The following is a 19620-nucleotide window of genomic DNA, read 5'->3' as shown; positions in this document are numbered from 1 at the left end:
CGGGGCCTTTAACCCTTCTTGAAACGTAAATCAAAGGGTCGAAAGGTCGGTAATTCCAAAGCCTTCCATTGCCGGTGCGAGCGCCTGCGGGACGGCGCCCGTGAACAGGGCGCGGCCTTGGGGACGGGCATCGGGCCAGGACTGGCCATTGGTGAGATAAGCGATTCGCCTCGCAATTCCTTGACCTCCGTCAATGAAGGCGACGCCCGGGTGCGCCTCGCGGAGCCAGTCGGCAAGCAAGGGGAAGTGGGTGCACGCCAGGACGACGGTATCGAGCCGGTCTCCTTCCGGCTGGTCGAACAGGGGTTGGGCAGCAGCAATCACATCGGCCTTGTCGACCGATGCGCTCGCCAGTCGCTGCTCGGCAAGTTCGACCAAGGCGGCCGAGCCGTGTCGCAAGACGGTGCAGTCGCTTGCAAACTTCGCGGCCAGGTCGTCCACATAAGGCTGGCGAACGGTCGCCTGCGTGCCGAGCACGCCGATGACGCGGCTTTGCGAATGTTCGGCGGCAGGCTTGATGGCCGGGACCGTGCCGACGACCGGCACGTCGAGCGCGGCGCGGACATGATCGAGGGCGATGGTGCTGGCGGTGTTGCACGCAATGGTGACGAGCCGCGGATGCACGCGTTCGACCAGACGGCCCAGCAAGGCGGGGACGCGCGCCGCAATCTCCGCCTCGCTCCGCGTGCCATAAGGAAAGGCGGCATTGTCTGCCGCGTAGACAATCGGCGCGTTGGGCAAGAGCTCGCGCGTCGGTCCGAGGATCGACAGACCGCCGATACCGGAGTCGAAGAATAGGAGAGGCGCGTCGGATTGCATCGCCACTCTGCTAGCCGCGAATGGCTGATTTCCGCAATCCCGTCTCTTGTCTGGCGCGGGCAGGGCCCTTAACGAGGATTGCGATGATCGACGCCTACCAATTCGCCCCGCTGCTGATCGGCTACCTGTTGGGGTCGATTCCCTTCGGCATCATTCTCGTCCGTCTCGCCGGCAAAGGCGACCTACGCGCGACCGGTTCGGGCAATATCGGGGCGACCAATGCGGTGCGTGCGGCGGGTAAGGGCATCGGGGCGCTCGTGTTATTCCTCGACCTTCTGAAAGGTGTCGCGGCTGTGCTGGTGGCGCGTCACTTCTTTCCCGACAATGCCGAATTGTTCGGGGCGACGGGCGCACTCTTGGGTCACCTCTACCCCATCTGGCTGAAGTTTCGCGGCGGCAAGGGCGTCGCGACATTCTTCGGCATCCTGCTTGCACTCAACTGGATCTATGCCGCGATCGCCTTTGGTGCCTGGCTGTTCTTCTTCCTCGTCACGCGGATCTCTGCCGCTGGCGGGCTGATGGCCGCGGTCGCGGCCCCGGTCACGGCGTTGGTCCGCGGCGACGACACTTTGTTCCCCATGCTGCTCGGTTTCACGCTTCTCATCTGGTGGAAGCATCGTGCGAATATCGCCCGGATCCTCAGCGGGTCCGAGCCGCGCTTCGGCGCGAAGCGCGCGACAGCCGAGGCAGCCCAAAATGGCGACGACGACAACTCAGCTCCATGACCATCTTCGCCTGATCCGCTCGCGCGGTATCGGGCCCGTTTCCTACCGCCAGCTCATCCAGCGTTTCGGCAGCCCCGGCGCGGCGATCGAGGCCATCCCCGATTTGGCGCGACGCGGCAAGGGCAGGGCACCGCAATTGGCCAGCCACGACCTGGTGGCCGACGAGATCGAGCGGGTCGAACGGCAGGGCGCGCAATATCTCGTCTGGGGAGAGCCCGGTTATCCTGCTCTTCTGGCCGAACTGGACGATGCACCGCCCGTCCTGACGGTGAAGGGCAAGACCGATTTGCTCGACAAGCCTGCCGTCGCGATGGTCGGCGCGCGCAATGCCAGCGCCGCTGCAGTGCGGCTGGCGCGCGAGCTGGCGGCGGACTTGGGACGCGAGGGGCAGGTCATCGTGTCAGGGCTTGCTCGCGGCATCGACAGCGCGGCGCATGACGGCGCACTGTGGACCGGCACGATCGGCGTGATCGCAGGCGGGATCGACACCGTCTATCCGCCCGAAAACGAAGCGCGGCAGACCGATATTGCGGAAGAAGGGCTGCTGGTCGCTGAAATGCCGCCGGGCACGCAACCAACCGCGCGTCACTTCCCCCACCGTAACCGGATTATTGCGGGCTTGGCCGCCGGGACACTGGTCGTGGAAGCAGCGCCCAAGTCCGGCAGTCTCATCACCGCCCGGCTGGCGGCGGAGGCGGGGCGCGAAGTGATGGCGATTCCGGGCAGCCCGCTCGATCCCCGGGCGCGGGGCTGCAACGGACTGATCCGCGACGGAGCGACCTTGGTCGAAAATGCGCAGGACGTCCTCGCCAGCCTCGGTCCCATCGACATGCGCATGAAAGGCGTAGCCGAGGATCGCGAGCCCGCCCCGATCCTGCAGGCCGATCATGACGAACATGCCAGCGAGCGGGTCGAGGCCTTGCTGGGGCCGGTGCCGGTCATGGTCGACGAGTTGATCCGCCAATCGGGACTGTCGGCCGCCGAAGTGCAATTGGCTTTGCTCGAACTCGACCTAGCCGGACGGCTCGATCGCCATGCCGGCCAGAAAGTGAGCTTGCGTTAAAACGGCTTGACCCCCACGTGAGGCAGCGGATCATCGCGCGTACACGTGTAAAGGGACGCCCAAGCTTTGAAACTCGTCATCGTCGAATCGCCCGCCAAGGCGAAAACCATCGAGAAATATCTGGGACCGGGGCACAAGGTGCTCGCCAGCTATGGCCATGTTCGCGACTTGCCGCCGAAGGACGGTTCGGTCGACCCGGACAAGGACTTCGCCATGAAATGGTCGGCGAACAGCGACAAGACCAAGCAGGTGAAGGCCATCACCGATGCGGCCAAGCAGGCCGACGCCCTGATCCTCGCGACCGACCCTGATCGCGAAGGCGAGGCGATCAGCTGGCACGTCCAGGAGATGCTGTCCAAGAAGAAGGCGATCCCGTCCGAGGTCGAGCGCGTCACCTTCAACCAGATCACCAAGGCGGCCGTCACCGAAGCGATGGCGCATCCGCGCGAACTCGATACCGACCTGATCGATGCGTATCGCGCGCGCCGGGCGCTCGACTATCTGGTGGGCTTCACGCTGTCGCCGATCCTGTGGCGCAAGCTGCCGGGTGCGCGTTCGGCGGGCCGTGTCCAGTCGGTCGCGCTGCGCCTGATCGTCGACCGCGAGCGCGAAATCGAGATTTTCAAGCCGCAGGAATATTGGCAGGTCGCGGCCCTGTTCGAACAAGGCGGAACCGAGTTCGAATCGCGCCTGGTACGCTTCGACGGCAAGAAGATCGACCGACTGACGCTGGGGTCTAAGGAAGAAGCAGACGCCGCGAAGGCTGCGATCGAAGCGGGGAACTTCACCGTCGAAAGCGTCGAGACCAAGCCGCTCACCAAGAACCCGCCGCCGCCCTTCACGACCTCGACGCTGCAGCAGGAAGCCGCGCGCAAGCTCGGCTTCTCGGCAAGCCACACGATGAGCCTCGCGCAGGGGCTCTACGAGGCCGGTGCCATCACCTACATGCGTACCGATGGCGTTCAGATGGCGGGCGAGGCGCTGTCCGCAGCGCGTCATGCGATCGCCGACCGCTATGATGGCGGCTACCTGCCCGACAAGCCGCGCCAGTACCGCTCCAAGGCCAAGAATGCGCAGGAAGCGCACGAGGCGATCCGTCCGGTCAATTTCCGCAAGGATAACGCGGGGCAGGGTGATGCGGCCAAGCTGTACCGCCTCATCTACAACCGTGCGCTGGCCAGCCAGATGGCCGCAGCGCGACTTGAGCGTACGACGGTCGAGCTGACCGACGGCGTCGATCGCGTGACGCTGCGCGCGACCGGGCAGGTCGTCAAATTTCCGGGCTTCCTCGCGCTGTACGAAGAAGGCCGCGACGATGCCGGGGACGAGGATGGCGGCAAGATGCCGCTGCTGCGCGAAGGCGATGCGCCGGTGCGCAAGGATGTGAAGGCGACCCAGCATTTTACCCAGCCGCCGCCGCGTTTCTCCGAAGCGAGCCTGGTGAAGCGCTTGGAAGAGCTCGGCATCGGTCGTCCCTCGACCTATGCCGCGACGCTGCAGACGCTGAAGGACCGCGACTATGTCCGGCTCGAGCAGAAGCGTTTCGTGCCGGAGGATTCAGGGCGCCTCGTGACGGCTTTCCTAGAACGCTTTTTCGAGCGCTATGTCAGCTACGACTATACCGCCGAGCTCGAGGAAGAGCTGGACGATGTGTCGGGCGGCCGCCTCGGCTGGCAGAAGATGCTCGACGATTTCTGGCGTGACTTCAAACCCAAGGCGGGCGAAGTCATGGAGCAGAAGCCCTCCGACATCACCGCGGCATTGGACGAATTTCTCGAACGCTATCTCTTCCCCGAAAAGGAAGACGGCACAGACCCGCGCGCCTGTCCCAAGGATGGCGGGCGGCTGAGCCTTCGCGGCGGCAAGTTCGGCGCCTTCATCAGCTGCGCCAACTATCCCGAATGCAACTACACCCGTCCTTTCGGCGTCCGCGGCGAAGATGCCAATGACGGCCCCGCCGAGCTGGGCGAGGGGATCGAGATGAAGACGGGTCGCTACGGCCCTTATCTCGAGCAGGAAGTCGATGGCGAGAAGAAGCGGGCGTCCATCCCCAAGGATGTCGATCGCTCAACGCTCGACCTCGAGATGGCGAAGAAGCTGCTGTCACTCCCTCGTGAGATCGGTCCGCATCCGGAGACAGGGAACATGATCTCCGCGTCGATCGGGCGCTATGGTCCCTATATCGTCCATGACGGCAATTATGCGCGTCTTAAGAGCACCCAAGAGGTGTTCGAGACGGGCATGAATGCTGCCGTCGCGGCGCTGGCCGAAGCGGCGGCGAACAAGGGCAAGGGGCGTCGCGGTGCGGCGCGCGAACCGATCGCCGTGCTGGGCAAGCATCCGACGACCGAGGGCGAAGTGAAGGTGATGGACGGACGCTACGGCCCATATGTCACCGACGGCAAGACCAATGCGACCCTGCCCAAGGGGGCCGAGCCCAAGGACGTGACGCTCGAGCAGGCGATCGAATTGATCGATGCGCGCGCGGCCAAGGGTCCGGCCAAGAAGAAGCGTCGCACGACCAAGAAAAAGGCCCCGGCCAAGAAGAAGAGCTAGGCGCAGGCCTTGCAGGCAGGATCTGGCGGCACCGCAATGGGCCGCCAGCGATTGGTCATGCCGTCATACAGGTGGAGCGTGGATGCGTCCTCGTCGCCAATGCCGGCGATGAAACGGATCGCCATCATTGCAGCCATATTGCCGACCATGCCGGTCAATGCGCCGACGACGCCCAGTTCGGCACAGGTGTCGCAATCCTCGGCATCGAAGGCGTCGCCGACGAAACAGCGATAGCAAGGCTTTGCGCGCCACAGGCCGACCTGGCCCTGGAGTTGCTGCGCCGCGGCGCTGATGAGCGGGATACCAAGTGCGACACATGTATCGCTGACGAGCAAGCGGGTCGCGAAATTGTCGGTGCCGTCGATGACGAGGTCGTGGCCCGCGAGGAGATCACTGGCATTCGCCTCGTCGATCTTCACGGCATGGGCGTCGAGGGTGACATGCGGGTTGCGCGCTTCGGCGAAGCGGCGGGCGAGGGGGGCCTTGCCGCTACCGATATCGTCGGTGGTGAAGAGCCATTGGCGCTGGAGGTTGGAGAGGCTGACGGCATCGTCGTCGACGAGCGTGATCTTGCCGATGCCTGCGCCGACAAGCGCCGGGATGATGCCAGCGCCGATCCCGCCCGCGCCGACCACGCCGATGCGTGCTTTTTTTAGGCGCTTCTGTCCGACCGCGCCCAATTGGGGCAGGACGATGTGCCGCGCGTAGCGGTCGAGTTCGTCCTCGCTCAGCGCATTGTCGTCGGGCTCGTCGAACAGGTTCACTTGGTGCCCGTGCTCCCGAAGCCGCCCGCGCCGCGCTCGGTCTCGTCCAGTTCCTCGACCTCGACGAAGCTCGCCTGGGTCACGGCAGCCGGGACGATCTGGGCAACGCGCATACCGCGCTCGATCACGAAATCTTCGGGACCGTGGTTGATCAGCAGCACTTTCAGCTCGCCGCGATAGTCGCTGTCGATCGTGCCGGGCGTATTAGGAACGGTGACGCCATGTTTGAAGGCAAGGCCGGAGCGAGGGCGCACCTGGATCTCGTAACCGTCGGGAATGGCGACACGGAAGCCCGTGGCGACGGCATGGCGGCCGCCGGGCGGGATGGTGACGTCCTCGGCGCTCTGGATGTCCATGCCGGCAGCGCCGGGCGTGGCATAAGCGGGAACGGGCAGCCCATCGCCATGGGGCAGGCGGGCCAGCTGGATCGAAATGGTCATGCGATGCTTTCTGCGATTTTCTCGATAAGCCGTTGTGCAACAGCGCTTTTCGGCAGGTCTTCCCAATCGTCGACGCCGTCGGCGCTGACGAGGTGAATGCGGTTATTGTCGCCGCCCATCACGTTGCCGGAAACGTCGTTGGCGACGATCCAGTCGGCCTTCTTGCGCTCCAGTTTGCCTTTCGCATTGGTGACGACGTCGTTGGTCTCTGCCGCAAAGCCGACCAGCAGGCCGGGGCGGTCGGGATGCTCGCCAAGTTCGGCGAGGATGTCGGGATTGGCGTGCCATTCGAGCGCGGGCGGACCCTTGCCCTTTTTGAGTTTGCTGTCCGCAACCTCGACGCGCCAGTCGGCGACGGCGGCGACCATGATGGCGGCGTCGGCAGGGAGCGCGCCCATCACCGCGTCGCGCATCTGGACCGCTGTCTCGACATCGATTCGACCGACGCCCGGCGGAGTGGGAAGGCTGACCGGGCCGGCGATCAGGGTGACGCGGGCACCGGCTGCGGCGGCAGCGCGGGCGATGGCGAAGCCCTGCTTGCCCGACGACCGGTTGGCGATGACGCGAACCGGATCGATCGGCTCGTGGGTCGGACCTGCGGTCACGAGTATATGTTTGCCGGCAAGCGGGCCGCTTTCGCCCTTGGCGTCGGCCGTCGGCTTGTCGAGCGGCAGCGCGGCTAGGATGGCCTCGGGCTCCGGGAGACGACCTGGACCGAATTCGCCGCAGGCCATGGCGCCTTCGTCGGGATCGAGGACGGTGATGCCGTCGGCGCGAAGCTGGGCGACATTGCGCTGCGTGGCAGGGTGCTGCCACATGCGCACGTTCATCGCCGGGGCGACGGTGACGGGCTTGTCGGTGGCGAGCAGCAGCGTCGTGGCGAGATCTGTCGCAAGGCCAGCAGCCATCTTGGCGATGAGGTCGGCGGTTGCGGGACAGACTAGCACATGGTCGGCGGCGCGGGACAGCTGGATATGCCCCATCTCGGTTTCGTCCTTGAGGTCCCACAATGATGTGTAGACGGGGCTTTCCGCCAGCGCGGCCAGGCTCATCGGCGTCACGAAATGCGACCCGCCATCGGTGAGGACGGGCGTGACCTCATGGCCAGTTTTGCGGGCATGGCGGATAAGCTCCGCAGCCTTGTAGGCCGCAATCCCGCCACCGACGATGAGGAGAAGCCTCGCCATTAGAGCAAGGCTACCAGCCCCGCGCCCGCTGCACCAGCGATCAGCGCGGTGAGGACATAGCCCCATAGATTAGGCCGCTCGATGACCTTTACTTCGGGCAAGGGTGGCATGGGCGGGGCGCCGCCCGGCTCGGGATAGGTGGCGTCGATCTTGTCGATCAGGCGGGGCAAGCGCTCCAAGGTGCGGCGCAGCGCAGTGAGTTTATCGGCGATCACAGTCTCGGGGCCGAGTTCGCTGCGCACCCATTCGGTGAGGAAGGGTTCGGCGGCTTCCCACATGTTGATGTCGGGATCGAGGCTGACGACGACGCCTTCTTCCATCACCATGGTTTTCTGCAGCAGCAGGAGGTGCGGCTGCGTCGCCATGTCGAAATCGCGGGTGATCGAGAACAGGCCCTCGAGCATGCGACCGATCGAGATGTCCTTGACAGGCAGACCGCGAATGGGTTCGCCCACGGCACGCAGCGCGGTAGCGAATTCGTCGACGCTGTGATGGGCGGGGACATATTGCGCCTCGAAATGGATTTCGGCGACGCGGCGATAATTGCCGGTGATGAGGCCGTAGAGGATTTCCGCGAGCCACAAACGTGCCTGTCGATCGATGCGGCCCATGATCCCGAAATCGACCGCAGCAAGGCGGCCGTCGGGAAGCGCGATCAGATTGCCCTGGTGCAAGTCGGCATGGAAGAAACCGTCGACCACCGCCTGGCGCAGGAAGGCGCGCACGAGGATGCGCGAAAGCTGGCCGACGTCATGGCCGTCCTCGCGCAGCTGCTTCTTGCGGGTGAGCTTGGTGCCGTCGAGCCATTCCATGGTGAGGACGCGGCGCGCGGTGCGGCGCCAGTCGATCTCGGGCACGTAGAAGCCGGGTTCGGCGACCATATTCTCGCGCAGCTCGGACGCGCTGGCGGCCTCGCGCTGGAGGTCGAGTTCGCGGCGGGTCCATTGCTTGAAATGGGCGATGACCTGGCGCGGGCGCAGGCGTGTCGCCTCGCCGCCAAGGCCTTCGACCTGGGCGGCGGCCCATTCGTATGTTTCGAGCGCGTCGGCGAAAGTTTCCTCGATCCCCGGGCGCAGCACCTTGACCGCGACGGTGCGGCCTTCGGTCGTAACGGCTTTGTGGACCTGCGCGATCGAAGCAGCGCCGACCGGTTCTTCCTCAAATTCGGTGAAGAGCGCTTCCAAGGGTGCGCCCAAGGCCTTCTCGACTGCCGGCTTGACGACTGAGAAGGGCGCGGGCGGGAGGTTGTCCTGAAGGAGCAGGAGGTTTTCGGCCGCTTCCTCGCCGACGAGGTCGGGTCGCGTTGCGAGCGCTTGGCCGAGCTTGATTGCGGCTGGACCGATTTCCTGCAGCGCGGCGGCATAGTCCGGCTTTGCAGGCTGGCGCGCGCCGAAGCGGGCGATGCGCAGCAGGCGCTTGACGTGCGGCGGGGTGAGCGGATCGTTTTCGATCCCGCGCAGCGCCCCGTGGCGGGCGAGCGTGCGCCCCCAGCGCATCAGGCGAGAGAGATGGAGCAAGGTCGACGCCATGATGGACTAGATCTTCCAACCCCAATGCATGGCGACAAGGCCGCCGAGGATGGGCTCGTGCCCGGTGCGTTCGAACCCGGCCTCACCGATCATGCGTTCGAACTCGGCCATGCGCGGGAAGCGGCGGATCGATTCGACAAGATACTGATAGCTGTCGCCATCGCCGGTGACGGCTTCGCCGACCTTGGGAATGACGTTCTCGGCGTAAAGGTCGTAGGCATTGCCGAAGCCCGGCCATTCGCTGGTCGAGAATTCGAGCACGTAGAGACGGCCGCCGGGCTTGAGGACGCGGTGGGCCTCGCGCAGCGCAGCGGGAATGTCGGTGACGTTCCGGATGCCGAAGGCGATGGTGTAGGCGTCGAAGCTATTGTCTTCGAGATTGAGCGTCTCGGCATTTTCGACACGCCAGCGAAGGCCGTCGAGGCCGCGCTTGCCGGCGCGTTCGCGGCCGACCTCGAGCATGTCGGGGTTGATGTCGGCGACGGTGACGTCGGCGCCGCGGCGGGCCATGCGGAAGGCGATGTCGCCGGTGCCGCCGGCCATGTCGAGAATGGCCTCGCCCTTGCGCGGATTGACCTTGCCGACAAAGCGGTCCTTCCACAAACGGTGGAGACCGCCCGACATGAGGTCGTTCATCAGGTCATAGCGCGAGGCGACCGAAGAAAAGACGCGGCCGACGCGCGCGGTCTTTTCCGCGGGGGCGACCTGTTCGTCGCCGAAATAGACTTGTTCGTCACTCATAGGCGAAGGCCCTAGCAGGGGTTGGCGATGACGGGAACGGGTCTTAAGTCGGTTTGATCCATGCCCGAGTTACCCGAAGTCGAAACCACCGTGCGCGGTCTTGCCCCGATCCTCGAAGGTCGGCGGCTTGCGCGTGTCGAATTGCGGCGTCCCGATCTGCGCCGCCCGTTTCCGGAAGGGCTCGGGCAGCGGCTGACGGGTGCGCGCGTGACCTCGCTGGCGCGGCGCGCGAAATATGGACTCGTCCATACCGACCGCGATGACACGATGATCTTCCATCTCGGCATGTCGGGACGCTGGCGCATCGACCCTGACGAGATCGGCAAACATGACCATCTGGTGATCGAGACGGAGGAGGGCCGGGTGGTGTCATTGAACGACCCGCGGCGATTCGGATCGGTCGACCTTGTCGCGACCTCCGAATGGGAAGGTTTCGACGGCTTTGTCGGCATGGGCCCCGAGCCATTGGGCGGTGCGCTGAGCGGCAAGATCCTTGGCGACCGGCTCGCCGGCAAGGGCACCGCGATCAAGCTCGCCTTACTCGACCAGCGCGTCGTCGCGGGGCTCGGCAATATATATGTGTGTGAAGCGCTCTATCGCAGCGGTATCGCGCCGGGGCGAACGGCCGGCAGCGTGGGCAAGGCGCGGCTCGACAAGCTGGCCGGCGCGATCGGCGATGTGCTGGCCGAAGCGATCGAGGCCGGCGGATCGAGCCTGCGCGATTTTGCCCAGCCCGATGGCGAACTCGGCTATTTCTCCAAGAGCTTCGACGTCTATGGGCGCGAGGGCGAGGAGTGCCGGACGTGCGGGGGCAAGGTGAAGCGGCGGGTCCAGGGCGGGCGGTCGACATTCTATTGCGCGCGCTGTCAGCGTTAGTTCTCGCGACGAATGCTTGACGATAGCGAGGCATGTCGGTAAGGGGTCGCCCTGCACGGTGCCGGCCGCAAACGGTCAGCGCCGATTTTCTTTTTATACGAGCAAGTTGAGGTCCATCCATGGCGAATTCGCCGCAGGCACGTAAACGTATCCGTCGCAACGACCGTCGCGCCGAAATCAACGGCGCGCGCGTCAGCCGCATCCGCACCCAGATCAAGAAGGTCGAAGAAGCGATCGAAGCTGGCAAGCAGGACGATGCCGTCCAGGCGCTTCGCGCTGCACAGCCGGAAATCGCGCGCGGTGTCGCCAAAGGCGTGATGCACAAGAATACGGCAGCGCGGAAGATGAGCCGCCTGTCGAAGCGCGTCGCTGCGCTGGGCTAATCAGCCCCAAAACGAGACGCCGTTTTCGGCGTGATGCGAGCCGTCCGGAAAGCCGGGCGGCTCGTTTCGTTTGCGTGTCAGAAAAAAGTCTAGCGATTCCCGCGATTCGCGAAGAGGTGGTTTTTGCGCACAACCGAAAAGCGTCGAAAAACCGGGCTTTTTTCAATTTTTCCCGGCTTTGCGCTGTCAATACCTTTTATTTCACTGAAATGAAAAAACGGGTCTTGAATCGACTCAAGCGACGGCCTTAGAACAAGACTTCCGGGCGCGATTCCGCCCCGGGGGGCAAGACAGAGCCGGAAGCCACGGGCGCCGCGACCGGATGGTCTGCGCGTAACAGAGCCGCTTTGTCTGTAAACAGGTATCCAAGGGAGTCGCGAGCCAGTGCAAGGCGAAGGAAAAGCTATGCCCAAGAGCAACGAGGAAGTGGCCCAGGCCCCCCTCGATGCCGCGTGGCAGAGCATCCGCGAAGGCCTTCGCCGGGACCTTGGCGTGCGCACCTATGAAGGCTGGATCAAGCCTTCTGGCCTTGGCGCCTTCGACCCCGAATCCGGCGCGCTCGATATCGAGATGCCCTCAAAGTTCATGGCCGACTGGGTGAAGTCGCACTTTGGTGATCGAATCGCGCTCGCGTGGCGGCACACGCTGCCGGTCGTGCGTGACGTGCGCTTCGTTGCGGCCGACGGTGCGCCCAAGCCGTCGCCCATGCTGGTGCTCGAAGAAGAGCCCAAGCCGGCGCCCGAAGTCGCCGCCGCCCAAGCGCCGCGTCACCCGCGGCCCAATTTCGATCAGCGCTACAGCTTCGATCACTTCATTATCGGCAAGGCCAATGAGGTTGCTGCGACGGCGGCCAAGACGCTTGCCTCGAGCGACCGCGTGACCTTCAATCCGCTGTTCATTCATGGTGGCACCGGCCGCGGCAAGACGCACTTGCTGCACGCCACTGGCCAGAAGTTCCTCGAGCTGAATCCCGAGGCGCAAGTTGTCAGCATGTCTGCCGAAAAGTTCATGGTCGAGTTTGTCCGCGCGCTGCGCGAGAATGACACGATCGCGTTTAAGAGCCGCCTGCGTTCGGCCGATCTCCTGCTGGTCGATGACGTCCAATTCATTGCCGGCAAGGAATCGACCCAGGAAGAATTCTTCCATACGATGAACGAGATCATCACGGCAGGTCGCCGCCTGGTGATCACCTCGGATCGTGCACCACAGGATTTGGATGGCATCGAGCCGCGTATCCTGTCGCGCCTGAGCTGGGGGCTCGTCGCCGACATCAACGCCGCCGATTACGAGCTGCGCTACAATATCCTGCAGGCGAAGTTGGAGCAGCTGCCGGGCGTCGACATGCCGGCCGCCGTGGTCGAGTTCCTCGCCCGCCGCATCACCAATTCGATCCGCGAACTCGAAGGTGCGCTCAACCGCATCGCCGCTTATGCGATGATGACCGGCCGCGACATCGACGTGCCGTTCGTGGAGGAAGTGCTCGCCAACGTGCTGCGCGCCAACCAGCGCCGCATCTCGATCGACGAGATCCAGACCCGCGTCGCTGCGCACTTCTCGATCCGAAAAGCCGAAATGACTTCTGCGAGACGCGCCCGCGAAGTGGCCCGCCCGAGGCAGGTCGCCATGTACCTGTCCAAGCAGCTGACGCCCAAGTCGCTGCCCGATATCGGACGGCGCTTCGGCGGGCGCGACCACACGACCGTGATCCACGCGGTCAAGCGCATCGAAAGCCTGCGCGCTGCGGATGCCGAGCTGGATGCGGACATCCGCCTGCTGACCCGCCAGCTGGAAAACTGATTTCCCCCAGGGGCCGCGTTATTGGCCCCGACATTGCAAGAAGGCCCGCCAGTGTGACGCGACACTGGCGGGCCTTTTTGATTGGCGATTAAGCTTGGGCTGTGGCGCCTAGTCTTCGCTCTCTTCCTCTTTCACGGTGATCTTCACGGTCTCGCCCGAATTGCCGGGGAAGTCGGTGAACATCGCGGTGATGAGGTTGGGAACGAGCGTGCCGAGTTCATCGGTACGGCTACGTGCCTTGGCGGTGCCTTCGAAAACCGCTTCGTTGGTGTCAGCACGGCGGATGTCGATATCGAGCGCCGAGCGATATTCGGTGTAGACGCGCAGATCGCGGCCGTACCAGAAGGGATCATCCCAGCCGAAATAGAAGCCGACCCGCGACCCACGATAATAGCGCGGGCGGTAGTAACGGTAATAAGGGCGACCCCACAGGCCGCCATAGCGCGCATAGAAAGCGCGGCGGCGATAGCCGAACGGATCCTGGTCGACCACGACACGCTGGCCATCGTCGACGCCATAACCGAGTTGAACGATCAGGTCGGCGCTGGCGAGATCGCTCGCCTCGACATAACCTTCCTCGGCCATTTCGGCCGCGACCATGTCGGCATAGACATTGAATTCGAGGCTGCCGTCATTTTCCTGGTCCGCCGGCACGATCGCGAAGGTCTGGCCTTCGGGCGCGGGCATGTTCTGGAAACGGCTTACCTTGGTGTCGAAACCGGTGGCGCACCCGGCAAGGGCGAGCGCGGCGGCAGCGGTCATCATGTTCCTAAACTTGGGCGTCATGATATTTTCCTACTCATTGTTTGCGCCGTCGCGGCGCCATTGCCCTACCTTATAGCACAGGTAGGCGTGAACCAAAGATGAAGGAAAATTGCCTGTTTTCAGAGCTTTATGTCGGATTAGCGACGTAGGCCGATTGCCTTGTAGGCATGATCGAGCCGCGGTTGCGCCGCCGCGCGCGCCTTCTCTGCACCCGCATCAAGGACTGCATCGAGCTTGTCCGGATTGGCGCGATATTCCTCGAGGCGCTGACGAATGGGCGCCAGCATTTCGACGAGCGCATCGCCCAATGCAGGCTTGAATTGGCCGAAGCCCTGGCCGGCAAATTCGGCAAGGACGTCTTCCTCGCTGCGGCCCTTGATGGCGGCCATGATGCCGACAAGGTTGCGCGCTTCCTCGCGCCCTTCGAGCCCGTCGAGCGTGTCGGGCAGGGGCTCGGGGTCGGTCCGCGCCTTCTTGATCTTGGTGCGGACCGTGTCGTCATCGTCGGTAAGGTTGATGCGGCTCATGTCCGACGGGTCTGACTTGGACATCTTGTTCGAGGCATCGCGCAGGCTCATGATCCGCGCGGCGCGGCCCTTGGGAATGTAGGGCGCGGGCGCGACGAAGACTTCCTCGCTGGTGCGATGGTTGAAGCTGTCGGCAATGTCGCGGGCCAGTTCGATATGCTGCTTCTGGTCCTCGCCCACCGGGACGTGGGTGGCGCCGTACAGCATGACGTCGGCGGCCTGCAGGACGGGGTAGGTGAAGAGGCCGACACTGGCCTTTTCCTTATGCTTGCCCGACTTGGCCTTGAACTGGGTCATGCGATTGAGCCAGCCCATGCGCGCGGTGCAACTGAGCAGCCATGCAAGCTCGGGATGGGCGGGGACATCGCTATGCGCAAACAGGACCGACTTTTCAGGATCGATGCCGCTTGCCAGCAAGGCCGCGGTCATCTCGCGCACATTGGCGCGCAGCTGGTCGGGATCGCTATCGACGGTGATGGCGTGGAGGTCGGCGAGGAAAAAGAAGCGCTCGCCCGGCTCGTCCTGCATCGCCACCCAGCGCAGGATCGCACCCAGGAGGTTGCCAAGATGGAGGTCGCCGGTGGGCTGGATGCCCGAAACGATGCGCATGTCTATTTGCTTTCCTTGAATTTCGATTTGCCCAGCAGGAGCAGGATGTCCTTCTTGTCCATCGCGCCGATGATCCATGCAAGGGCGAGATAGGCGCTGCCCCCGACACCGCAGGTGAGGCCGAGCGAGGCGGCCTTGCGCAGGCCATCGGCGGCGAACCATTCGGCGAAGACGCCGCTGAGATAGTAGAGGATGGCTGCCATCACGCCGGCGCAAAGCAGCTGCTTGAGGAGGCGCGTCACCAGCCAGGGCTCGAAGCTGAAATGGCCGCGATGGTGCAGCAGGGCGTAAAGCGTGAGCGCGTTGATCCAGGCGGCAATGGCGGTGCCGATCGGCAGGATGATGATGCCCATTTCGTCGATAAAGGCGAACCATATGGCGACGGCGAGGCCCAGCGTGCTCATCGTGATGATGGCGGGCGTCTTCATATCCTTGCGCGCGAAAAAGCCGGGCGCGAGGATCTTGATCATCACATAAGCCGGTAGGCCGAGGACCATGTAGGACAGGACGCGGCCCGACATGGCGGCGTCTTCCTCGCTGAAGCGGCCACCTTCGAACAGCGTCGTCATGACCGGCTCGGCAATGGTGATGAGCGCGATGGTCGCGGGCAGGGTGAGCAACATCGCCAGCTCGGTGGCGCGGCTCTGGACGTTGGAGGCCTGCTTGACCTCGGCAGCGCCGATATGGCGGCTGATGGCGGGCAGGATGGCAACGCCGATGGCCGAGCCGATGAGCGCCAGCGGAAGCTGGTTCAGGCGGTCGGCCTGGCTCAAATAGACAAGGCTACCATCGGGCAAGCGGGTCGCGAATTTCAGGTAGAAAAGCTGGCTGATATAATAGCCGCCCGCAGCGATGGTGGCGGGCACCATCAGCTTGAGCAGTTCCTTGACGCGCGGCGTCATGCGCGGCGGCAACAGCTTGAGCTTGAGGCCGGCATGACGCGTCGCAAGGACGAGGGTCGCCAGCTGGATCACACCGCCGGCAATCACGCCCCAAGCCATGGCGCGTGCGGTGACGAGGCCGCCCTGGTCGAATAGCAGCAAGGCGCCGACCAGTGCCACGTTGAGCAGGGCCGGCGCGAACGCGGCGACGGCAAAGCGCGACAGCGAATTGAGGATGCCGCTGAAGAGCGACACGAGCGCGATGAAAATGAGATAGGGGAAGGTGATCCGCGTCAGCTCGACCGCCTGGCCGAAAATGACCGGATCCTCGCGCCAGCTTTCATCGGCGATGGCGGCGACAACGAAGGGCATGCCGATCGCGAAGATGGCGGTGATGAGGATGAGCGCGGGCAGGAACACGGCCTGCACCTCCTCGGCGAAGCGCTTGGCATCGTCGAGATCGCCATCCTTGCCGACGAGGCGCGCGAACAGGGGTACGAAGCCCTGGCTGAACGCGCCTTCGCCGAGCAGGCGTCGCAATTGGTTCGGAATGGTGAAGGCGAAGACGAACAGGTCGGCCGCAGCCGACGCGCCCATCACGCGCGAAAACACCATTTCGCGAACGAAGCCGAGGATACGGCTGACGAACGTCAGGCCGCCAATCGTGCCCCCGGCTTTGACGAGGTTCATCTAAGGAGCGCGCCCTTAGGCGTCGCCGGTCGGCGCGGGAGCGGCATCGCCGCCAGCACCGGCCTGCTCGGCCTGCGCCTTCATCTGCTGCATCTGCTGCATGTAGACGGCACCGAAATCGATCGGGTCTAGCAGCAGCGGCGCAAATCCGGCCTGGATCGTCGCATCGGCAATGATCTGGCGCGCGAAGGGGAAGAGCATGCGCGGAATTTCGACCAGCATCATCGGCTGCATATGTTCCTTGGGGATGCCGCGGATGCCGAACAGGCCGGCATAGGCAAGGTCGATGACGAAATGGACGCCTTCGTCCGACGACGACTTGGCGTCGACTTTGAGGACGATTTCGTGAACGCCTTCGCTGACATCGTTGACTTCGATGTTGAAGGCGAGGTCGATCTTGGGCTGGCCCTTGAACTGGTAGGATTTGGGCGCATTGGGATTCTCGACCGAGAGATCCTTGACGTATTGCGCGAGGCTCATGACCTGCGGCTGGTTGGGATCGCCCTGCGGCGGCGCGCCTTCGGGGGCGGCATTTGCGTCGGGATTGGGCGTATCGTCGGCCATGTTGTTCACTTCCTTGAAATTGTCGGGGCGCAACGCGCTTTGGCGTGCGAAAAAATGATGCGTCAGCGCGGTTAGCAGCCTGCCCGATGCGACGCAACGCGACTTTCGTGCGTTGATGAGCATTCGGACCTTTGAAAGCTGGGGTTAAGACCCCTATGTTAGGTTTCGAACAAATGACGTCGATCCATAGGAATTTTAGGTGACCGCACTCGTAATCCTCGCCCTTATCGCCCTTTTCATCGGGCTCCGGCTGTTTAGCGTGCTTGGCGAACGTACCGGGCATGAGCAGAGTCTGGCCAAACCTGCATCGGAACCCGATGCGCGCGTGACGACGCCCGAGACCGAGACGCAGCCGACGCAGGGCACGGCCTTTGACGAATCGTCGATGGCCTATCTTCCGCTCGCCGGTCCCGGCGTTCGTGCGCTGCTCGCCGCCGATCCCGGCTTCGACGTGTCGCGCTTCATCGAGGGTGCCGAGGGCGCCTATTGCATGATCCTCGAAGCCTTCTGGAAGGGCGACCTCGACGAGGTGCGCGAGTTCCTCGACGCCGACGTCTATGATGCCTTTGCCAGCGCAGTGACCGCGCGCAAGGAGCAGGGCCTCACGCTCGACAATCGCCTCGTCAATATCGACCGGACGCTGATCGTCGGCGCCAAGCTCGACAAGATGATCGCCGAACTGACGGTGCGCTTCGAGGCGGATATTGCCGCGATCACGCGCAACGAGGCTGGCGAAATCGTTGCCGGGGCGATGGACGATGCCGTCCAGACCCGCGACCGCTGGACCTTCCGCCGCGATATCGGATCGGGCGATCCCAACTGGACCCTCGTCGAGACCGACGAAGAGGAATGAGCCTGCGCGCCGCTTGGCCGCTGGCCGCCCTGCTGCTCGCCGGCTGCGCGACAAGCGGGCCTTCCGGTTCGCCCGATAGCGCCGTCGCCATGCCGCCCGAACGCCCGGGCGAGACAACGCTCGACCGGGTCGACGAACCCGCCCCGCCGCGTCCCGAACCCGTCATCGAACTGCCCGAGCCCACCAACGGGCTTGAGGCGGGATTGCGGGCGGCTGCGGTCGCGCCACTGACGCAGGAGGAGGCGCAGCGCGCGCTGGCTGCCTTCATCCGGTCCTGTCCCAAATTGCTGGCGCGTGACGATGCGAGCGGTCTGACCATCGCTGCCGACTGGGCACCGCTTTGCAATAGCGCGGAGCGGATCGATCCCTCGCAGGCGGTGCAATTTTTTACCTACAGCTTTGCCTGGGTCGAACTGGGCGATGGCGATGCCTTCGCCACCGGCTATTTCGAGCCTGAAATACCCGCCAGCCTTACCCGCAGCGAGCGTTACAATTCGCCCATCTATCGCCGTCCGGATGACCTCCAGCGCGCCTCGTTCAGCGACGGCAGCGGTGCCGGCCGCGGGCGATATAACGAGAATGGTGAATTCGTCCGTTACTTTGACCGCGGCGAGATCGTCGACGGGGCGCTGGAAGGACGCGGGCTGGAAATTGCTTATGCCGCCGATCCGGTCGACCTTTTCTTCCTGCAGATCCAGGGTTCGGGCCGTCTGCGCTTGCCCGACGGCGACATCATCCGCATCGGCTATGCCGACCAGAATGGCCGGGCTTATGTCCCGATCGGCCGCCTGCTGCGCGAGCGCGAGATCATGGCGCCGGGCACGATCAATCTCGACAGCCTGTCCGAATATCTTCGCGCCGACCCGGTGCGCGGCGATGCGCTGATGGACGAGAACCCGTCCTACATCTTCTTCCGCGTGCTGGAAGGCGAGGGGCCACTGGGCGCCCTCGAAGTTCCGGTGGTGCCGCTCGGCAGCGTGGCTGCGGACCCTGCCTTCATGCCGTTGGGTGCGCCGGTCTGGCTGGACATGGAAGACGATGCCGCCGACGGGTTGTGGGTGGCGCAGGATACGGGCGGCGCGATCAAGGGCGCCAACCGGTTTGACACCTTTTGGGGTGCGGGGCCTGCAGCCAAGCGGATTGCAGGCCTGATGCAGTCGCCGGGACGTGCGCGTTTGCTGGTGCCCAAGAGCGCGGCAGCACGGCTCGGGGCGGCGGGCAATGTCCTCGCTGAGTAAAGAGGAACAGGCGCTCTGGGCCAAGGTGGTCGAGACCGTCGAACCGCTGTCGCGCGAGCCCGGCGAAACGCCAAAGTTACCGCCAACGCGCAAGGTTGCACCGCCGGACACGACCCCCGGCCAGCGCCAGCGCGCCAAGGCGGCGCAAGAGCGAAAGCGCCCGGTCATCGTCAAGGCGCAGCCCAAGCGTCATGCCGATAAGACGCTCGATGGTGGATGGGACCGCCGTCTTGCCAGCGGCAAGATGAGTCCTGATCGCGTGATCGACCTGCACGGCCACCGGCTCGACGATGCATGGGAAGCGATCGACCTTGGGCTGGAATCCGCCATTTCCGATGGCGCGCGCCTCATCCTACTCATCACCGGCCATGCGCCTAAGGGCGAACCGCCGGTCAAGCGCGGTCGTATCCGCGCTGCGGTCGATGATTGGCTCGCCGCTTCTCGCCATGCCGGTCGAATTGCCGCGGTTCGTCCGGCTTCGCCGCGGCATGGCGGAAGAGGCGCGCTGTACGTCGTCTTGCGGCGCGCACGTTAACTGCGCCCCACATCCTTAATCAGGCCAAAACTAGACGTTTTCTTAACCCTGCCCGTTTAAGTCGGGGAGGTTCGGGTG

At 64.3% G+C, this 19620-nt stretch carries 19 protein-coding genes; 9 read left to right on the top strand and 10 right to left on the bottom strand.

The window, feature by feature from the left end:
• Positions 1–30 precede the first annotated feature (30 nt).
• A complete protein-coding gene (gene murI / locus NDO55_RS04550) occupies positions 31–819 on the bottom strand; it encodes a glutamate racemase (protein ID WP_252112842.1) in 789 nt (262 codons plus the stop codon).
• An 83-nt stretch (positions 820–902) separates the two neighbouring features.
• Between murI and plsY the strand changes: the two genes are divergently transcribed.
• From plsY to topA, 3 genes are all read left to right on the top strand, one after another.
• Positions 903–1544 carry a glycerol-3-phosphate 1-O-acyltransferase PlsY gene (plsY, locus tag NDO55_RS04545; protein WP_252112840.1) on the top strand — a complete coding sequence of 214 codons (642 nt, stop codon included), beginning with the start codon at positions 903–905 and terminating at the stop codon, positions 1542–1544.
• Positions 1516–2607 carry a DNA-processing protein DprA gene (dprA, locus tag NDO55_RS04540; RefSeq protein ID WP_252112838.1) on the top strand — a complete coding sequence of 364 codons (1092 nt, stop codon included), beginning with the start codon at positions 1516–1518 and terminating at the stop codon, positions 2605–2607. Before plsY ends, dprA begins: the two co-directional genes overlap by 29 nt.
• 66 nt (positions 2608–2673) lie before the next feature.
• On the top strand, positions 2674–5163 hold the full coding sequence (gene topA / locus NDO55_RS04535; protein ID WP_252112836.1) for a type I DNA topoisomerase: 2490 nt from the start codon (positions 2674–2676) through the stop codon (positions 5161–5163).
• On the opposite strand, the gene NDO55_RS04530 is transcribed toward topA, so the two are convergent.
• The 5 genes from NDO55_RS04530 to NDO55_RS04510 are packed head-to-tail and all read right to left on the bottom strand — an operon-like array spanning position 5160 to position 9824.
• A complete protein-coding gene (locus tag NDO55_RS04530; RefSeq protein WP_252112834.1) occupies positions 5160–5927 on the bottom strand; it encodes a HesA/MoeB/ThiF family protein in 768 nt (255 codons plus the stop codon). The genes topA and NDO55_RS04530 overlap by 4 nt on opposite strands.
• Positions 5924–6367 carry a dUTP diphosphatase gene (gene dut / locus NDO55_RS04525; RefSeq protein ID WP_252112832.1) on the bottom strand — a complete coding sequence of 148 codons (444 nt, stop codon included), beginning with the start codon at positions 6365–6367 and terminating at the stop codon, positions 5924–5926. The genes NDO55_RS04530 and dut overlap by 4 nt, the downstream gene beginning before the upstream one ends.
• Positions 6364–7554, bottom strand: coding sequence for a bifunctional phosphopantothenoylcysteine decarboxylase/phosphopantothenate--cysteine ligase CoaBC (gene coaBC, locus NDO55_RS04520; protein WP_252112830.1), 1191 nt, complete (start codon positions 7552–7554; stop codon positions 6364–6366). The genes dut and coaBC overlap by 4 nt, the downstream gene beginning before the upstream one ends.
• Positions 7554–9083, bottom strand: a complete 1530-nt coding sequence (gene ubiB / locus NDO55_RS04515; protein ID WP_252112829.1) for a 2-polyprenylphenol 6-hydroxylase — start codon at positions 9081–9083, stop codon at positions 7554–7556. The genes coaBC and ubiB overlap by 1 nt, the downstream gene beginning before the upstream one ends.
• A gap of 6 nt (positions 9084–9089) precedes the next feature.
• Positions 9090–9824, bottom strand: coding sequence for a class I SAM-dependent methyltransferase (locus NDO55_RS04510; RefSeq protein ID WP_252112827.1), 735 nt, complete (start codon positions 9822–9824; stop codon positions 9090–9092).
• A 60-nt stretch (positions 9825–9884) separates the two neighbouring features.
• Here NDO55_RS04510 and mutM point away from each other — a divergent pair, with 60 nt between their 5' ends.
• From mutM to dnaA, 3 genes are all read left to right on the top strand, one after another.
• A complete protein-coding gene (gene mutM, locus NDO55_RS04505; RefSeq protein ID WP_252112825.1) occupies positions 9885–10700 on the top strand; it encodes a bifunctional DNA-formamidopyrimidine glycosylase/DNA-(apurinic or apyrimidinic site) lyase in 816 nt (271 codons plus the stop codon).
• A 119-nt stretch (positions 10701–10819) separates the two neighbouring features.
• A complete protein-coding gene (rpsT, locus tag NDO55_RS04500) occupies positions 10820–11083 on the top strand; it encodes a 30S ribosomal protein S20 (RefSeq protein ID WP_252112823.1) in 264 nt (87 codons plus the stop codon).
• Positions 11084–11488: 405 nt separating this feature from the next.
• Positions 11489–12880, top strand: coding sequence for a chromosomal replication initiator protein DnaA (dnaA, locus tag NDO55_RS04495; protein WP_252112821.1), 1392 nt, complete (start codon positions 11489–11491; stop codon positions 12878–12880).
• 108 nt (positions 12881–12988) lie between these two features.
• Here the strand turns inward: dnaA and NDO55_RS04490 are convergent, their stop codons facing one another.
• The 4 genes from NDO55_RS04490 to secB form a co-directional block, all read right to left on the bottom strand.
• On the bottom strand, positions 12989–13666 hold the full coding sequence (locus NDO55_RS04490) for a DUF4136 domain-containing protein (RefSeq protein ID WP_252112820.1): 678 nt from the start codon (positions 13664–13666) through the stop codon (positions 12989–12991).
• 116 nt (positions 13667–13782) lie between these two features.
• Positions 13783–14781, bottom strand: a complete 999-nt coding sequence (trpS, locus tag NDO55_RS04485; protein WP_252112818.1) for a tryptophan--tRNA ligase — start codon at positions 14779–14781, stop codon at positions 13783–13785.
• A gap of 2 nt (positions 14782–14783) precedes the next feature.
• A complete protein-coding gene (gene murJ / locus NDO55_RS04480) occupies positions 14784–16352 on the bottom strand; it encodes a murein biosynthesis integral membrane protein MurJ (protein ID WP_252112816.1) in 1569 nt (522 codons plus the stop codon).
• A 15-nt stretch (positions 16353–16367) separates the two neighbouring features.
• The gene (secB, locus tag NDO55_RS04475) at positions 16368–17039 is read right to left on the bottom strand and encodes a protein-export chaperone SecB (protein WP_252112814.1); all 672 of its coding nucleotides are present in this window, start codon (positions 17037–17039) and stop codon (positions 16368–16370) included.
• 76 nt (positions 17040–17115) lie between these two features.
• On the opposite strand from secB, the gene NDO55_RS04470 reads away from it, so the two are divergent.
• From NDO55_RS04470 to NDO55_RS04460, 3 genes are read left to right on the top strand one after another with little or no spacing between them, the layout of a single operon-like run.
• Positions 17116–17769, top strand: coding sequence for a Tim44/TimA family putative adaptor protein (locus NDO55_RS04470; protein ID WP_252112812.1), 654 nt, complete (start codon positions 17116–17118; stop codon positions 17767–17769).
• Complete coding sequence (mltA, locus tag NDO55_RS04465; protein WP_252112811.1) at positions 17766–19007, top strand: murein transglycosylase A; 1242 nt, start codon at positions 17766–17768, stop codon at positions 19005–19007. The genes NDO55_RS04470 and mltA overlap by 4 nt, the downstream gene beginning before the upstream one ends.
• Positions 18991–19542 carry a Smr/MutS family protein gene (locus tag NDO55_RS04460; protein WP_252112809.1) on the top strand — a complete coding sequence of 184 codons (552 nt, stop codon included), beginning with the start codon at positions 18991–18993 and terminating at the stop codon, positions 19540–19542. The genes mltA and NDO55_RS04460 overlap by 17 nt, the downstream gene beginning before the upstream one ends.
• The last annotated feature ends 78 nt before the right edge of the window (positions 19543–19620 follow it).

Origin of the sequence: Sphingomicrobium sediminis (genome assembly GCF_023805295.1) — a bacterium.
Lineage (GTDB): Bacteria > Pseudomonadota > Alphaproteobacteria > Sphingomonadales > Sphingomonadaceae > Sphingomicrobium > Sphingomicrobium sediminis.
The sequence above is the reverse complement of the archived record's forward strand: the minus strand, read 5'-3'. Positions and strand labels throughout refer to the sequence as shown.

Coding starts and splice junctions, on each gene's coding strand:
- murI (WP_252112842.1), bottom strand. CDS start 819: ATGCAATCCGACGCGCCTCTCCTATTCTTCGACTCCGGTATCGGCGGT.
- plsY (WP_252112840.1), top strand. CDS start 903: ATGATCGACGCCTACCAATTCGCCCCGCTGCTGATCGGCTACCTGTTG.
- dprA (WP_252112838.1), top strand. CDS start 1,516: ATGGCGACGACGACAACTCAGCTCCATGACCATCTTCGCCTGATCCGC.
- dut (WP_252112832.1), bottom strand. CDS start 6,367: ATGACCATTTCGATCCAGCTGGCCCGCCTGCCCCATGGCGATGGGCTG.
- coaBC (WP_252112830.1), bottom strand. CDS start 7,554: ATGGCGAGGCTTCTCCTCATCGTCGGTGGCGGGATTGCGGCCTACAAG.
- ubiB (WP_252112829.1), bottom strand. CDS start 9,083: ATGGCGTCGACCTTGCTCCATCTCTCTCGCCTGATGCGCTGGGGGCGC.
- NDO55_RS04510 (WP_252112827.1), bottom strand. CDS start 9,824: ATGAGTGACGAACAAGTCTATTTCGGCGACGAACAGGTCGCCCCCGCG.
- mutM (WP_252112825.1), top strand. CDS start 9,885: ATGCCCGAGTTACCCGAAGTCGAAACCACCGTGCGCGGTCTTGCCCCG.
- rpsT (WP_252112823.1), top strand. CDS start 10,820: ATGGCGAATTCGCCGCAGGCACGTAAACGTATCCGTCGCAACGACCGT.
- dnaA (WP_252112821.1), top strand. CDS start 11,489: ATGCCCAAGAGCAACGAGGAAGTGGCCCAGGCCCCCCTCGATGCCGCG.
- NDO55_RS04490 (WP_252112820.1), bottom strand. CDS start 13,666: ATGACGCCCAAGTTTAGGAACATGATGACCGCTGCCGCCGCGCTCGCC.
- trpS (WP_252112818.1), bottom strand. CDS start 14,781: ATGCGCATCGTTTCGGGCATCCAGCCCACCGGCGACCTCCATCTTGGC.
- murJ (WP_252112816.1), bottom strand. CDS start 16,352: ATGAACCTCGTCAAAGCCGGGGGCACGATTGGCGGCCTGACGTTCGTC.
- secB (WP_252112814.1), bottom strand. CDS start 17,039: ATGCTCATCAACGCACGAAAGTCGCGTTGCGTCGCATCGGGCAGGCTG.
- mltA (WP_252112811.1), top strand. CDS start 17,766: ATGAGCCTGCGCGCCGCTTGGCCGCTGGCCGCCCTGCTGCTCGCCGGC.
- NDO55_RS04460 (WP_252112809.1), top strand. CDS start 18,991: ATGTCCTCGCTGAGTAAAGAGGAACAGGCGCTCTGGGCCAAGGTGGTC.